Genomic DNA, 14,108 nt, shown 5'->3' with positions numbered 1-14,108 from the left:
ACGGAGTGTAGCGCAGTCTGGTAGCGCACCTGGTTTGGGACCAGGGGGTCGAAGGTTCGAGTCCTTTCACTCCGACCATTTAGATATTTAACGTTATAATAATAAGTAATCATTTAATTATGGTGGATGTAGTTCAGTTGGTAGAGCACCAGTTTGTGGCACTGGGTGTCGCGGGTTCGAGCCCCGTCATCCACCCCATTGGTAATTAAACAGGGTAACCACCCGAATGATGAAGCGCTAGTGGCTCAATTGGATAGAGCATCAGACTTCGGATCTGAGGGTTAGGGGTTCGAGTCCTCTCTGGCGTACCATTTAATGTATCAGTTTTGGTATTTATTATTATATTTTTGTGCACTCGTAGCTCAGCTGGATAGAGCATCGCCCTTCTAAGGCGAGGGTCTTAGGTTCGAATCCTAACGGGTGTACCACTTACTTTTTATTGTTCTGTAAAACAATCACATGCGGATGTGGTGAAATTGGTATACACGCCAGACTTAGGATCTGGTGCTTTACGGCGTGGAGGTTCGAGTCCTCTCATCCGCACCATCTACAAATTCATAATCAATATTTTCAAACAATCACTTAACATACCTGAAATGCTTTAAGCATGCTTATCCTGATATCTATCAGTTAATGCGCCAATTCTAATCACAAGTGCAATTCCGCTATAGTCAAACACTTCGGATGTACCCATCTTGTTGCATGTTTATAAAACGTCTGTAAAGTGTTTGTTTGGTTACGGGGTAGGATTACTAGGGGCACTGGTAAAAGGGGCTTTAAATGCGGTTTAGAGTGTTTTAATATGATAACCTGTACTTGTAGCTTCTATCTTTCCTCAAATTTTTTCAACTCTTTGTCATAGGCTTCTTTGAGTTGTTGTCGCATTATTTCATATTTATTTTCTCTTAAGTTCTTTATCTCTTTTGTTAATGCTTCGATTTCTTTATTCTTCTCGTTGATGATATTGATATAGCTATCGCAGTTTCTCTCTATAGTCGTTGTATAGTAATGGTGGTAGATCACGGGTCTTTTGCGTGGCTTCTTTCTGAGTTTTTTGATCGGTTTTCTGGCAATTTTTTTTGTTGTACTCATCTCGGCCCGTATAGTTGGCTGAAGGTCGGGGTCTGTTTCTTCTGCACACAAACTTGTATAGGTTCCGGTGCAAAGTATGAGGAGGGTCAACAGTAACTTTTTCATTTTTTCCTCTTTTTTTTTCACTTCGAATAGCGCTTTAACTAGTGTACTAGATTATAGATAGATTTAAAATTAAACCTACAATTCACATATGTCAAAAATTATTGTATACTTTTCACCGTAAATACATAATTAGGATTTTATGATGGACAAAAGTTTATTTTTCTTTATTGTTATAGGTATCGGATTTCTTTATTTTATCACCAATTTTGTAGGTGACATCCAGGAAGATGAAAAATTCCAGAATGAAGAGTATAAGCAGAAGCACCAATTTGATCAGTATCAGACCGTTGACAGTATAGGACGGGAAATACTTGATATGACCGGTACACCTGCAAGTGTACAAGTGCAAGCATGGAATAATTCTAAGTTGAAAACAGAGTTTTTAGAGCTTTTTCCTGATTTTTCTGAAATGAAAATATTTGTAAACGAGAGATTGAGAGGAGAGATCCTGAAGGCGAAACTTATTGCCTCTATCGATAGTGTGGAAAGTCAGTATTTTTCCGGAAAAATGAATGCAGAACAAGCCAAGCGGGAGCTTAGCTTATTGAAATAGCCGAGGTTAACGGCAAGGATCAGACATTTTGTTCCTGTCTGCATAAAGATAGACTTCTACTCTTCTGTTCAGTGCTCTATTCTCAGCTGAGTTATTCGGCGCGATAGCTTTATCGTACGAACATCCTTTTGTGTATGGTCTTCCGTTCACGGCAAGGATATCACTTACAGTGGCTGCACGTCTTTGTGAAAGTCCAAGGTTGTATTGGTAGCTTCCTACATCATCTGTAAATCCTGCTACACCTACAACAGTTTGAGGATAGTTACGTAAGACTTGCGCTACTTTTTGTACTTTATATCTTGCATTTGACTGCAGTTTGGATGATCCCGTAGCGAACATCATGCGATCTCTAAATATGATCTTTACATAGTTATTATATTTTGATACAACAATGTCTCTGCGTGGATCAAGTGCTGCCAGAGGATCATTATTTACACCTGTACCTAGTGCACGGGCAACTTCATTGGCCTGCTGGTCCATATTGTAGCCGATAGCCCCACCTACAGCAGCACCTAGAAGACCGCCAATGATGGCACTTTTTGCGTCGTGTTTACCTGTATTATAGCCTATCATTGAACCTGCCAAGGCACCGGCAGCTACACCTGTTTTTGTACGATCATAACTTTCATCTTGAACTAGGCCAGGTTGATTGTAACAGCCTCCCAACATAAAAGCAGCTGCTGTAGCAGCCAATATCGGTTTGGTTAATTTCATTGTATTTCCTTTTTATGGTCAGGTTCAGGCTATTGCCATCCACCCGTTTCTACTGGTTCTGGATTGCTATTGTCCACGGCATTTCCTACACCTGCACCCACTGCTGCACCTAAAAGACCGCCGATAACGGCATTTCTTCCACTATGGTGACCAGTATTGTACCCTATGACGGCGCCTGCTACAGCACCCGTTGCCGCGCCTGTCTGTGTGGCATTGTTAGGCGCCATTTCTGAGCCAGTACAGCCATTTAATAAGGCAATACTTGTACCCGAAATAAGAATACATTTAAGTATGTTTCTTTTCATTAGACTTCCTTTTTCTATTTAATAATGTGAATTATATCACAGAAATGTGTTAAAAAAGTGTCTTATTTTTTAGACTCGATTTTCTCATGCCATTGCCAAAGGGTTTTTTCAAAACCTATCTGTTTGGTATCATAATATTTTTTGGGTACTGAAAGGTAGGATTGTTTGACCCAGCCGCCAAAGTCATGAGGATAGAGATAGTTTTTTGCATGCGTTTTAATATGGGATGGAATAGGATGTATCTCTCCGGCCGATATATCTTTAAGCGCATGGTTTATAGCCATGTAGGCACTGTTGGACTTGGGTGACGAGGCAAGGTAGATAACCAGTTGGGAGAGAGAGATCCTTGCTTCGGGATATCCTATATGTTTGACGATGTTGAGTGTGGAACTGGCAAGATTGAGGGCAGGGGGATTAGCGTTTCCTATATCCTCGCTGGCCAGTATGGCCAAACGTCTTGCAATGAATTCTGCAGGTTCTCCCCCGTCTATCAGTCTGGCAAGATAATAGATAGAAGCATCGATATCAGACCCCCGAATACTTTTTATCATGGCAGAGGTCAGTTCATAGTGGCTTTCACTCTCCGCACTTCCTGCTTGCATGGCATGGGGGCGTATCTGTTTGAGTGTGGAAAGACGAATGGGACTTTCAACTGCAGCAGCACTCTCAAGCAGGTTTAGCATGGCCCGGACATCACCGCCACTCGAAAAGACAAGGTACTCTTTTGCCTCCTCTTCTATGAGGATCTCTTCTAATTGGAGAATGTGATCCAGATAGGCATGCAACGCTTTTTGACTGACGGCTTCGAGTCCAAAAAGATGAGAACGGGAGCGCATTGCAGCAGTCAGTGAGTAGTAAGGGTTTTCCGTAGATGCACCGATGACCAGAGCCGCCTGGTTCTCCATGAATGGCAAGAGTACTTCTTGTTGATTTTTGCTGAGTCTATGGACTTCATCTATGAAAATAAGAGGTTTTTGTAAGGCATTGGTGTACTCTTTAAAGATCTTACGCAGATCTTCGATCTTGAGTGTAGTGGCATTCATTTCGTAAAAAGGTCTATCAAGAAGGGTAGCGATCACCCTTGCAAGTGTGGTTTTCCCACAGCCCGGCGGTCCGTAAAAAAAAGTATGGGAGAGGGTGCCTGTGGTGATCAGTTTTCGCAGTATGGCATGCTCACCTAAAAGGTGTGATTGGCCTATGAGTGCATCGAGTGTTTTGGGACGATATTTCAGTGCAAGGTTTGGCAAAGCTTAATCTTTTTTACTGATCTTTTTTGATGTCTCAGACTTTTTTGCCTCTTGTTTCAGGGCATTGGCTTTGTTCTTTGCTTCTATTTCGGCATTGCTTTTTCTACGTTTCATGAATTTATGCAGATCATCATATTCTCTGCGTGTAAAGTAACGTGTTTTGTTCGTAGGCAGGTTGTTCAGTTCTATCCCTCCAAAGGCGACACGTTTAAGGTCGAGGACCTTCGCTTCAAAATGTGCAAAGAAACGTCTTAGTTCTCTGTTCTTACCTTCGGTGATGGTGACACGAAGCTTTGTAAAATTTTTCCCTTCTGCCCGTATTTCAAACTGTACAAAAGGTGCGAACTCCATGCTGTATATCTTGCTTTTCTCATGGGCACCTGCACGGGCATCCTCGAGTACAAGACCCTCCTGCATCGCGTTGATCATCTCCTGTGTGACAGATTTGTCTATCTTCAGGTTATAGGTTCGGTCTAAACTACTTTCCATAAGGGCTGTGGCAACTTCTGGAGAGTCTGTCAAGAGCAAAAGTCCTTCCGAGGCATAGTCCAGTCTACCTACGGGTACAAAGTGTCTGTATTTGCCTGGTAGTTTATGGTAGATAGTTGCACGACCTCTGTCATCTTTTTTTGTGACCAGCACCCCTTTGGGTTTGTTGTAAACGATCACAGTCACTTCTTTAGTCTGTTTGACAGGTCTGCCTTTGACATAGATATGGTCACCTTCTTCTACTTCATAGCCAAAATCTTTCAACACTTTTTTATTAAGGGTGACTTCACCCTCTTCAATAAGCTTATCTGCTTCTCTTCTTGAATATTTGGTGTTATGCGATATATATTTGTTTAGTCTCATTGTTGTTATCCTTTGTAACGCAGGTAAAGCAAAGCTTTACTTGCTACGCTGACGCTGTGTCATCTTCAGCAGATGGCTCATACGACTAGTCGTATAGTTGTTCTTATTTACTTTTAATACCGGCATTGACCAGATCATGGATGTGCAATACACCGATGATCTTACCTGTATCATTCGTAATAGGCAAAAGTTGTATACGCCCATTTTCTATAATTTCAAGGGCATCACTTGCCAGTAGTTCTGTATTGGTATAGCTTTTAGGATTCCGGCTGGCATATTCTATAGCCAGGTGGTCTAAACTGAATCCTTCTTTCATCAGTGCCCGTCTAAGGTCACCATCACTTAAAATAGCGATAAATCTGTCTTCTGCATCTACGATTAGTACCGTACCGAGTTTCCCTTCGCTCATGGCCACAATGGCATCTTTCAGGTTGGTCGTATCTTTGATGATAGGCAGATCGGTTGTTCTCATGAGATCTTTGATCTTCACGAACAGTTTTCTTCCCAGTGAGCCTCCGGGGTGGAAAGAGGCAAAATCCTCTTGCTTAAACCCTCTTTCTTCCATGAGTGCTACAGCCAAAGCATCACCCAGTGCCATGGTCAGCGTGGTGGATGTCGTAGGTGCCGCACCCAGGGGACAGGCTTCTTTCTCCACGGAAATATCAAGAAAAACATCCGCGTAAGAGCCAAGCGATGAATGTGCATTTCCTGTCAGTCCGATAAGCGGGATATCAAAACGTTTGATATGGGGAAGGATCTTGGTAAGCTCTTCGCTCTCTCCGCTGCTGCTGATGGCGAGCAGGGTGTCGTTTTTGCTTATCATCCCCAAGTCACCATGCAGTGCTTCTGTCGGATGCAAAAAGAAACTTGATGTCCCCGTACTTGCGAAAGTAGCAGCCATTTTGGCACCTACAAGACCGGATTTCCCTACACCGGTGATGATGAGCTTTCCCTTGGTTCCCAATATCAGTGAAATAGCATCTAGAAAGTTTTGGTCCAGACGTTCGGCAGCTTTGTATAGGGCATCTGCTTCAATGTGAAACGTTTCTTGTGCAATTTTAATGAGATCCATGGTTCAGTCTTTATATATTTTTAAAGGATTATAGCATAATTAGCAGTGAAGGAGAGATGTGTGTTTTTCTTTCAGTGAAATAGAGATAAGGCGAATGATCCTATCTCCTGCCCTAAGGCAGAAGTAACTTAGATGATGAAGATCGTAGGAATGATAAGCGGATATCTCTTTTTCGTACGTACCACATGTTTTCTAACGACATTACGGATCTCATTTTCAATATCTCTATGGTTTTTCAATGCTTCAGGTTTCATGTTGAGCAGCATGGTCTCAAGCAGTACCTCGATCTCTTTTTCAAACTTTTTATCTTCTTTGGCCGCTACAAGTCCGTGACTTGAAACTACCGGTTTCCCAACGACTTTCTGGTTGCTTTGACTGATCTGTGCTACGACATTGACGATACCGTCTTCAGCCAGTTTTTGTCTGTCAAGTACGACATCGTTTTCGATCGTCATGTTGTTTTGATTATCGATATAGGTTTTACCGCTTTTGACTGTTTTCACTTTTTTGAGGTACTTCGTGGTGATCTCTACCTGATCCCCATCACTCATCAGCAAGATATTTCTTTCGTCTACACCACACTCCACAGCTGTTTTGGCATGTTTTGCAATATGGTTATATTCACCGTGAACAGGCAGGAAGAATTTAGGTTGGATCAGTCTCAAGATGAGCTTTTGCTCTTCTTGTGATGCGTGACCAGAAACATGAATGTCCCCAAACTCTTTGTATCGTACCGTGACACCTGCTTTCATTAGTTTATTCATAAGACTGGAGACAGAAGCTTCGTTCCCAGGAATCGCTGAAGCAGATATTATGACCGTGTCTGATGGTTTAAGTTTGATGTGTCTATGCTCATCCGTTGCCATACGGTTCAATGCAGCCATGGTTTCCCCTTGAGAACCCGTGGTGACAATCAGTACTTCATGGTCCGCATATTTTGGTACTTCGTGTACTTCGATGAAGTGTTTCTCTTCAATGTCTACAAAACCAAGAGCCCTGTTTGTCTCGACATTGCGCTCCATGGAACGACCGATCACACAGACCTTTCTACCGTGTTTTACTGCTCTTTCCATTGCCTGGAAGATACGGTGTACATTGGAAGAGAAGGTTGACATGATGACCCTTCCTTTTGCAAGATCAAAGAGTGAGTCAAATGTTCTCCCCACCACTTTTTCACTCTTTGTGAATCCTGGGTTGTGTGAGTTCGTCGAATCAGAGAAAAGACAAAGCACACCTTTTTCTCCGTAGTGCGCATAACGACGCAGGTCCATCGTATAGTTATCCACAGGGGTGTGGTCTACTTTAAAGTCAGCCGTATGCATGATGATCCCTGCAGGTGTTTCAATCGCAAGAGAACAGGCATCAATGATGGAGTGGGTATTATGCAGCCATTCTATCTTCATATCACCGACCTGATACTGTTGTCTAAGTGTTACAAAGTTGAAATGTTTGGTGTGTGCGCTTAATCCATGTTCATTGAACTTGTTTTCTATCATAGCAAGTGCAAGCGGTGTCGCATAGATAGGGAATTGAAGTTCTTTAAACAGATAAGGCATCGCACCGATGTGGTCTTCATGTCCATGGGTGATGATGATATAAACGTCTTTTTTACCTTTGAGGGTATGCAGATAAGAAAAGTCAGGCACCAGGATATCGACACCGTGCATCGTTTCATCAGGGAAACTCATACCTACATCGATAACGATAGCCGTAGTTTCTGTCTCAAGTACAGCCATATTTCCACCGATCTCTCCGAGACCTCCAAGTGGTGTAAATCTGATCTTCCCTTTACTCGCCATGTCAATTTTTTTCCATGGATTCATGGTAGCATCTTTTACACGTGCATTCTCTTCAAGAGATGCTCTCATCGTATCATTTACCGTGGTAACATTTTTTCTTCTATTTTTGTTTTTACCGCCACGGTTCTGATTTGGTTTATTGCCTGAGAAAGGTTTCTTATTCGGGTTTGGTTTATTCCCTGTTCCCTCTGCACTTTGATCTCTGTTAGGGTTCGGTTTTCTATTGGGATTTTGCTTTCTGTTAGGGTTCGGGTTTCTGTTCCCGTCCGGAGCTTCTCTGTCAGGCACATTCCCATTGAGTTCTCTATTAGGATTTGGTTTTCTATTGGGATGCGGTTTTCTGTTCGCATTAGGGTTGGGGCGGTTGGTATTTTGGTTATTTTCACCCTGTGCATTTGGTCTATTTTGTCTATGTGGATTTGGTTTTCTATCTCTGGGTGTTCTTGGCTCTTGATTTTGAGAGTTTTCGTTGTTCTGATTGTTGTTTTGCATCTAAATTATCCTTTAGTTCATTATATATGTGATGATAAATAGATGTCCCAGCTTCATGAGGTCGCAGGTTAGAATCAAGTTCCAACTTTGCGAAAATTGTATTTACAATATCTTTAGAAAAAACAGCCATAAGGTTTTTAGAGAGTTTTTTACGCGGTTGCGCAAATGCGATCTTTAAGAACGCTTCAAACTTCTCGTCATCCTGTGACCGGTTCTTCTCTATTAAAAGCACGGCAGAAGTAACGTTTGGAGGAGGAACAAATGCTTCGGGCTCAACCTCGAAACAGAGTGTTGCTTTTCCGACACTTGCGGCAAGAACAGAAAGAGCAGAAAACTCTTTTTGTTTGACACTCGCTGCAAACTTAACGGCAACTTCTTTTTGAACCATAACCAGAATAGACCGGCAGTGTTCATCTTTAAATGCTTTTAAAATAATATTGGTCGCGATATAATAGGGCAGGTTTGCTACCAGATGATAAGGCTCATCCAGCAGACTTCCTGACTCCCAACGCTCAAGCACATCTCCGCACCGTAGTTCAAAGACCCCATTTTTCATAGGTTCTTCAAATTCAGTCGTAAGATGCTCACATAATCTTTTATCAACCTCAAATGCTGTGACATTTCGAACTTTTACAAGTTCTTTGGTTAAATCACCTAAGCCAGGTCCAATTTCTGCGACTTTTAAATCGTCATTGGGCATCGCTTGGATGATTTTATGAAGATAGATATCATTCTTCAAAAAGTTTTGACCAAATTTTTTACTGGCAAATTCGGCCAAATTTTCAATAATCATACTATAATCTACCTTTATATTTCATTTAATCCCGAGTTTGGGATAATTTTTGTATAATCTTATCATAATTTTGAGAGGAACACGACGTATTAGATGGATTATTTTGCAAAACGTATCATACCTTGTCTTGATGTAGATAACGGACGGGTAGTGAAAGGTGTTAATTTTGTTGGTTTGCGTGATGCGGGAGATCCTGTTGAAGTGGCCAGACGTTACAATGAAGAAGGTGCAGATGAGATCACTTTTCTTGACATCGGTGCGAGTCATGAAGGACGTGACACGATCGTTGATGTCGTGAAAAAAGTAGCGCAGGAAGTCTTTATTCCTCTGACCGTAGGAGGAGGGATCAGAGAGCTTTCTGATATCTACAATCTTCTCAATGTAGGCTGTGACAAAGTCAGTGTCAATTCGGCAGCCATTAAAAACCCGGCATTCATAGAAGAGGGTGCAAAACGTTTTGGATCCCAGTGTATCGTAGTGGCGATAGATGCCAAAAGGGTTGCTGAAGACACATGGCATGTCTTTACCCACGGCGGGCGCAACGACACGGGTATCGATGCGCTCGAGTGGGCAAAAGAAGCATACGAAAGAGGGGCAGGTGAACTACTTGTCACCTCCATGGATGCAGATGGGACCAAAGCAGGATTTGACAATGACTTAAACAGAAAGATCAGTGATCTTGTGAATATCCCGGTGATCGCATCAGGCGGAGCAGGGACGATGCAGCATATTGAAGAAGCATTTACGATCGGACATGCGGATGCTGCTTTAGCGGCTTCGATCTTCCACTTTAAAGAGATTGACATTATGGAATTAAAAAGCTATCTTAAAGGGAAAAATATCCCGGTGAGAATGTAGTTATGATCATTTGTGCAGGAGAGAGCGAGCAGTTTGATTTTGCTTTGCCCGTTGGCATTGGCATGACAGATGTGGCGATCAATTTAACGCGTTTATGTCTGTCTCAAAAACCAAAATTTTTATTGTTCGTAGGTACAGCAGGTTCGTATGGAGAAAAGAAAGTGTTTGACATTATAGAATCAAAGACAGCAGCGAACATAGAAAACAGTTTTTTTACCGGAGGCTCCTATACCCCCATAGACAATATGGTCTCCACGGCAGAAGATGTTTCACGTGAAACAATAGTGAACAGTTCTAATTATATTACGACGGATAAAGAGATCGGGAAAGCGTATCTTTCTAAAAAAATCCATATAGAAAATATGGAGTACTATGCCGTACTGAAAGTAGCAAAATCTTTTGATATCCCTGCAGCAGGTATTTTTATCGTAACCAATTATTGTGATGAAAATGCACATAAAGACTTTATACATAACCATAGTGAAGCAATGCTTAGATTGACTAAGTATATGAAAGAAAGTAAATAAATGAAGAACATAATACAAGATCTGACAAAAGAAGAGTTAGGTGAAGTGATCAAGCCTTCTTTTCGTGCAAAGCAGATATACAACTGGATCTACCATAAATATGCGGATTCATTTGAAGAGATGAAAAATCTCCCCAAAGAGATGAGAGAGAAACTGGATGAAGCGTATACCCTTACGCCCCTTAAAACAGTCATGGTACAGAATTCTAAAGACGGAAGCCGTAAATATCTTTTTGAACTCCATGATAAACATACAGTGGAAGCTGTACTGCTTTTAATGAGAGAGAAGGAGTATCATGAAGATGGCTCTGTAAAGCATCAGGAGCGTTATACGGTCTGTATCTCATCACAGGTAGGGTGCAAGGTAGGGTGTGCCTTTTGTTTGACCGCAAAGGGCGGTTTTATGCGTAACCTGACAGCCGGTGAGATCGTTGAGCAGGTACGTATGATCAAGAAAGACAACGCGATCGATGCCAACCGACGTGTCAATATTGTTTTCATGGGGATGGGTGAACCACTTGACAACCTGACAGAGGTGGCAAAAGCCGTCAAGATATTTGCCGATCCTGAGGGTATGGCGATAGCAACCCATAGACAAACCATTTCGACCTCCGGACTCAGTACGAAAATAGAAAAACTTGGGAAGATGGAGCTTGGCGTGAACCTGGCGATCTCTTTACATGCGGTTGACGATGAGCTGAGACAACAGTTGATGCCTATTAACAAGGCATACAATATCGAGTCTATCATCACTGCGGTAAAAAACTTTCCCGTCAATGACAGAAAACGGGTCATGTTCGAGTATCTTGTCATCAAAGATGTCAATGATGATATCTCTGCCGCAAAGAAACTTCTCTCTCTTTTAGACGGTATTAAAGCCAAGGTCAACTTGATCTACTTCAATCCGTACGGAGGGACTGAATTTAAACGTCCAAGTGAAAAAGAAATGAAAGCGTTCCAGGAGTATCTCACTAAAAGAGGTTTACACTGTACGATACGTGAGTCTAAAGGGTTGGATATATCAGCGGCCTGCGGACAGCTACGAGAACAAGAGTCTGTAAGACCTGAGGCGTAAGTCGAAGCTTTAGTGAGATGAATTGTATATGGGCTTTGCTCAAATGCAAGAAGAAATGATACAAAAGGAGAAGTACAATGCCAAGTATAGAGCTTTTTATGTTGGGGTTTATCATTGTTGTTGCAGCCATTGGCGTGGGTTGGTTTATCTATGATTCCAGGAGCGATGAGGAGAAATAACTTTCTCCCTATCTTTTATTAAACACTCTTTTTTCTTTCTCACAGATCAGATCTTTCATCTGGGCAAAATCACTTTTACTCTCTATATGGAATTTAGCACCCATACTAAAGGTCAAACTATGGGCATGCAGCATCAGTCTGCTTGCGCCTGTTTCTCTCCTGCGGTCTTCCGGACTGAGCATCTCTTCGAGGTAATCATTGGCGGCCTTGAAGGTTGTTCCGTATAGGGGGTCTCCTAAAATAGGATGTTTCACGTGAAACAAATGGACCCTTATCTGATGCGTTCTTCCTGTATGCGGATAACAGGCTACAAGCGTAGCATCAAGTGTTTCATCATACTCGAGAGGAACAAAGTCTGTATGCGAAGCTTTACCATTCTCAGAGATAAAGACTTTGTGCTTGGTTTGGCTATAGTCATTGTTTGTCTTGATACGCTCACTCGAAGAAAAGGGTTCTGTGAGTTTTCCGTCTACCCATGCAAGGTAAGATTTTTTAATGCTTCTGTCTTCAAATGACATTTTCAAATAAGACTCTGATCTTTTATGTTTACTAGCCAAAAGCAATCCTGATGTCTCCATGTCTATACGGTGGACAGCATTGGCATCATCCCCGGCGAAAGTACGAATTTCATCGAGGAGAGAGTAGGGGGTTGCCATCGTATTGGGATGGACCAATACACCAGAATATTTCTCAAAGACCATAAAATCATTGTTGTGAAAAAGAGGAGTGTTCCCTTGTGAAGAGGGTTTGAAATAGACCACTTCCACTTCACCTTCTATAGGCTCCCCGGAACGGAAAAAAGAGGTGTTCTCTATCAATAATCTGCCTTTGGAGATGACACGTTGCGCCTGTCCTTGTGAAAGATCAAAGGTACGCATGATAAATACAAATGCAGGCATTTTCTCTGCTACTGTAAACTTTTCTTTGACAAATGGCATCCCTGCTTCACCTTTATATAACTGCTATTTTGGTAGAATTCTAGCATAAAAAATTTGTTTCTATATTGTATTGAGATATCTATTCCCGCAGAGATCACGGGAACGAGGGTTGCAATGTAAAACGCCAAGGAAAAGAAAATGGTTGAAAGATATTCAAGAGAAGAGATGACAAAACATTGGACACAACAGGCAAGATATGCGGCATGGCTTGAGGTCGAAAAAGCAGCGGTGAAAGCATGGAATAAACTGGGGCTTATTCCTGATGATGATTGCGAAAAGATCGTGAACAATGCGACATTCTCAGTGGAGAGAATAGAGGAGATAGAAGCGATCACAAAACATGACCTGATCGCTTTTAATACCAGTGTCAGTGAAAGTCTCGGAGAAGAGTCTAGATGGTTCCACTACGGAATGACCTCTTCGGATGCAGTGGATACAGGTGTTGCCCTCCAAATGAAAGCTTCTCTGGAGATCATCATTGCAGATGTGAAGATGCTCATGGAGTCTATCAAGAAACGTGCGGAGGAACACAAAATGACCCTCATGGTGGGAAGAAGCCATGGTATCCATGGTGAGCCTATTACATTCGGTTTGACCTTGGCTGTGTGGTATGATGAGATGGCCAGACACCTTAAGAACCTTGAAGAGACTATGGAAGTGATCTCTGTAGGTCAGATCTCTGGAGCTATGGGTAACTTTGCACATGCACCGCTTGAACTTGAAGAGTTGGCCATGGCTGAGTTAGGTTTAAAACCTGAGCCTTGTTCAAATCAAGTAGTCCACAGAGACAGATATGCAAGATTGGCAACTGCTTTGGCACTGATGGCTTCTTCTGTAGAAAAATTTGCAGTGCAGGTAAGACACTTGCAAAGAACAGAAGTGTATGAAGCTGAGGAGTATTTTGCAAAAGGGCAGAAAGGATCTTCTGCTATGCCGCATAAGCGAAACCCGATCCTTACGGAGAATATCACCGGCCTTGCCAGAATGATCAGAGCCTATGCTGCTCCGGCTATGGAAAACGTAGCCCTTTGGCATGAAAGAGATATCTCTCACTCCTCTACTGAAAGATTTTGGCTTCCGGATGCGTTTATCACTACAGACTTCATGCTGCACAGAATGAACAATGTCATTGCAAACCTCACAGTCATGCCTGAGAACATGATGAAAAACCTTAACCTTACGGGAGGATTGGTATTCTCTCAAAGAGTACTTCTGGAGCTTCCTAAAGCCGGTGTAAGTAGAGAAGACGCGTATAGGATCGTTCAAAGAAATGCGATGAAAGTATGGGAAGAGATCCAGCAAGGTAAAGCATCTACTAATGACGAAGGTGAATCCTTATACTTGGGACACTTGCTTGCAGATGAAGAGTTAAGATCTAAACTTTCCGAAGCACAGATCAGAGAATGTTTCAATTATGACTACTACACTAAAAATGTAGATGCTATTTTCAAAAGAGTATTTAAATAAATAATTGCATCGTGGGCACTTCGTCCACGATCAACATAGAC

14 protein-coding genes and 5 tRNA genes are annotated in these 14,108 nt (G+C 42.1%); 10 read left to right on the top strand and 9 right to left on the bottom strand.

Features of this window, described 5'->3' with window-relative positions; genetic code table 11:
- Nucleotide 1: 1 nt before the first annotated feature.
- From LDM98_RS08590 to LDM98_RS08570, 5 genes are all read left to right on the top strand, one after another.
- Nucleotides 2–78 (top strand) — tRNA-Pro (locus tag LDM98_RS08590).
- Between the two features lie 44 nt (nucleotides 79–122).
- Nucleotides 123–198 (top strand) — tRNA-His (locus LDM98_RS08585).
- Nucleotides 199–234: 36 nt separating this feature from the next.
- Nucleotides 235–311: transfer RNA gene (locus LDM98_RS08580), tRNA-Arg, on the top strand.
- A gap of 40 nt (nucleotides 312–351) precedes the next feature.
- Nucleotides 352–428: transfer RNA gene (locus tag LDM98_RS08575), tRNA-Arg, on the top strand.
- Between the two features lie 33 nt (nucleotides 429–461).
- Nucleotides 462–546: transfer RNA gene (locus LDM98_RS08570), tRNA-Leu, on the top strand.
- Between the two features lie 279 nt (nucleotides 547–825).
- Here the strand turns inward: LDM98_RS08570 and LDM98_RS08565 are convergent.
- The gene (locus LDM98_RS08565; RefSeq protein ID WP_223898994.1) at nucleotides 826–1,197 is read right to left on the bottom strand and encodes a hypothetical protein; all 372 of its coding nucleotides are present in this window, start codon (nucleotides 1,195–1,197) and stop codon (nucleotides 826–828) included.
- A gap of 142 nt (nucleotides 1,198–1,339) precedes the next feature.
- Between LDM98_RS08565 and LDM98_RS08560 the strand changes: the two genes are divergently transcribed.
- Nucleotides 1,340–1,750 (top strand): hypothetical protein, encoded by a 411-nt coding sequence (locus tag LDM98_RS08560; RefSeq protein ID WP_223898993.1) that lies wholly within the window; start codon nucleotides 1,340–1,342, stop codon nucleotides 1,748–1,750.
- 6 nt (nucleotides 1,751–1,756) lie between these two features.
- Here the strand turns inward: LDM98_RS08560 and LDM98_RS08555 are convergent, their stop codons facing one another.
- From LDM98_RS08555 to rsmA, 7 genes are all read right to left on the bottom strand, one after another.
- Complete coding sequence (locus LDM98_RS08555) at nucleotides 1,757–2,464, bottom strand: OmpA family protein (RefSeq protein WP_223898992.1); 708 nt, start codon at nucleotides 2,462–2,464, stop codon at nucleotides 1,757–1,759.
- A gap of 29 nt (nucleotides 2,465–2,493) precedes the next feature.
- Entirely contained in the window at nucleotides 2,494–2,769 is a 276-nt protein-coding gene (locus tag LDM98_RS08550) for a YMGG-like glycine zipper-containing protein (protein ID WP_223898991.1), read from the bottom strand.
- Nucleotides 2,770–2,831: 62 nt separating this feature from the next.
- Complete coding sequence (locus LDM98_RS08545; RefSeq protein ID WP_223898990.1) at nucleotides 2,832–4,016, bottom strand: replication-associated recombination protein A; 1,185 nt, start codon at nucleotides 4,014–4,016, stop codon at nucleotides 2,832–2,834.
- Nucleotides 4,017–4,019: 3 nt separating this feature from the next.
- Nucleotides 4,020–4,868, bottom strand: coding sequence for a pseudouridine synthase (locus LDM98_RS08540; protein WP_223898989.1), 849 nt, complete (start codon nucleotides 4,866–4,868; stop codon nucleotides 4,020–4,022).
- Nucleotides 4,869–4,971: 103 nt separating this feature from the next.
- Nucleotides 4,972–5,940 (bottom strand): SIS domain-containing protein, encoded by a 969-nt coding sequence (locus tag LDM98_RS08535; protein ID WP_223898988.1) that lies wholly within the window; start codon nucleotides 5,938–5,940, stop codon nucleotides 4,972–4,974.
- Between the two features lie 128 nt (nucleotides 5,941–6,068).
- On the bottom strand, nucleotides 6,069–8,231 hold the full coding sequence (locus tag LDM98_RS08530) for an RNase J family beta-CASP ribonuclease (RefSeq protein WP_223898987.1): 2,163 nt from the start codon (nucleotides 8,229–8,231) through the stop codon (nucleotides 6,069–6,071).
- Entirely contained in the window at nucleotides 8,167–9,024 is an 858-nt protein-coding gene (gene rsmA / locus LDM98_RS08525; protein ID WP_223898986.1) for a 16S rRNA (adenine(1518)-N(6)/adenine(1519)-N(6))-dimethyltransferase RsmA, read from the bottom strand. Before rsmA ends, LDM98_RS08530 begins: the two co-directional genes overlap by 65 nt.
- Before the next feature lie 93 nt (nucleotides 9,025–9,117).
- Between rsmA and hisF the strand changes: the two genes are divergently transcribed.
- Genes hisF through rlmN form a run of 3 tightly spaced genes read left to right on the top strand, consistent with a single transcriptional unit; the run spans nucleotide 9,118 to nucleotide 11,483 of the window.
- Nucleotides 9,118–9,882, top strand: a complete 765-nt coding sequence (gene hisF / locus LDM98_RS08520) for an imidazole glycerol phosphate synthase subunit HisF (RefSeq protein ID WP_223898985.1) — start codon at nucleotides 9,118–9,120, stop codon at nucleotides 9,880–9,882.
- Between the two features lie 2 nt (nucleotides 9,883–9,884).
- A complete protein-coding gene (locus LDM98_RS08515) occupies nucleotides 9,885–10,409 on the top strand; it encodes a purine-nucleoside phosphorylase (RefSeq protein ID WP_223898984.1) in 525 nt (174 codons plus the stop codon).
- Nucleotides 10,410–11,483 carry a 23S rRNA (adenine(2503)-C(2))-methyltransferase RlmN gene (gene rlmN / locus LDM98_RS08510; protein ID WP_223898983.1) on the top strand — a complete coding sequence of 358 codons (1,074 nt, stop codon included), beginning with the start codon at nucleotides 10,410–10,412 and terminating at the stop codon, nucleotides 11,481–11,483.
- Between the two features lie 187 nt (nucleotides 11,484–11,670).
- Here the strand turns inward: rlmN and LDM98_RS08505 are convergent, their stop codons facing one another.
- Nucleotides 11,671–12,600 carry an RluA family pseudouridine synthase gene (locus tag LDM98_RS08505; RefSeq protein ID WP_223898982.1) on the bottom strand — a complete coding sequence of 310 codons (930 nt, stop codon included), beginning with the start codon at nucleotides 12,598–12,600 and terminating at the stop codon, nucleotides 11,671–11,673.
- A gap of 138 nt (nucleotides 12,601–12,738) precedes the next feature.
- Between LDM98_RS08505 and purB the strand changes: the two genes are divergently transcribed.
- A complete protein-coding gene (purB, locus tag LDM98_RS08500; protein ID WP_223898981.1) occupies nucleotides 12,739–14,067 on the top strand; it encodes an adenylosuccinate lyase in 1,329 nt (442 codons plus the stop codon).
- Nucleotides 14,068–14,108: the final 41 nt, after the last annotated feature.

This window comes from Sulfurovum sp. TSL1, assembly GCF_019972135.1.
GTDB lineage: Bacteria > Campylobacterota > Campylobacteria > Campylobacterales > Sulfurovaceae > Sulfurovum.
Note: the sequence above shows the minus strand (reverse complement) of the source record. Positions and strands in the feature narration are given on the sequence as shown.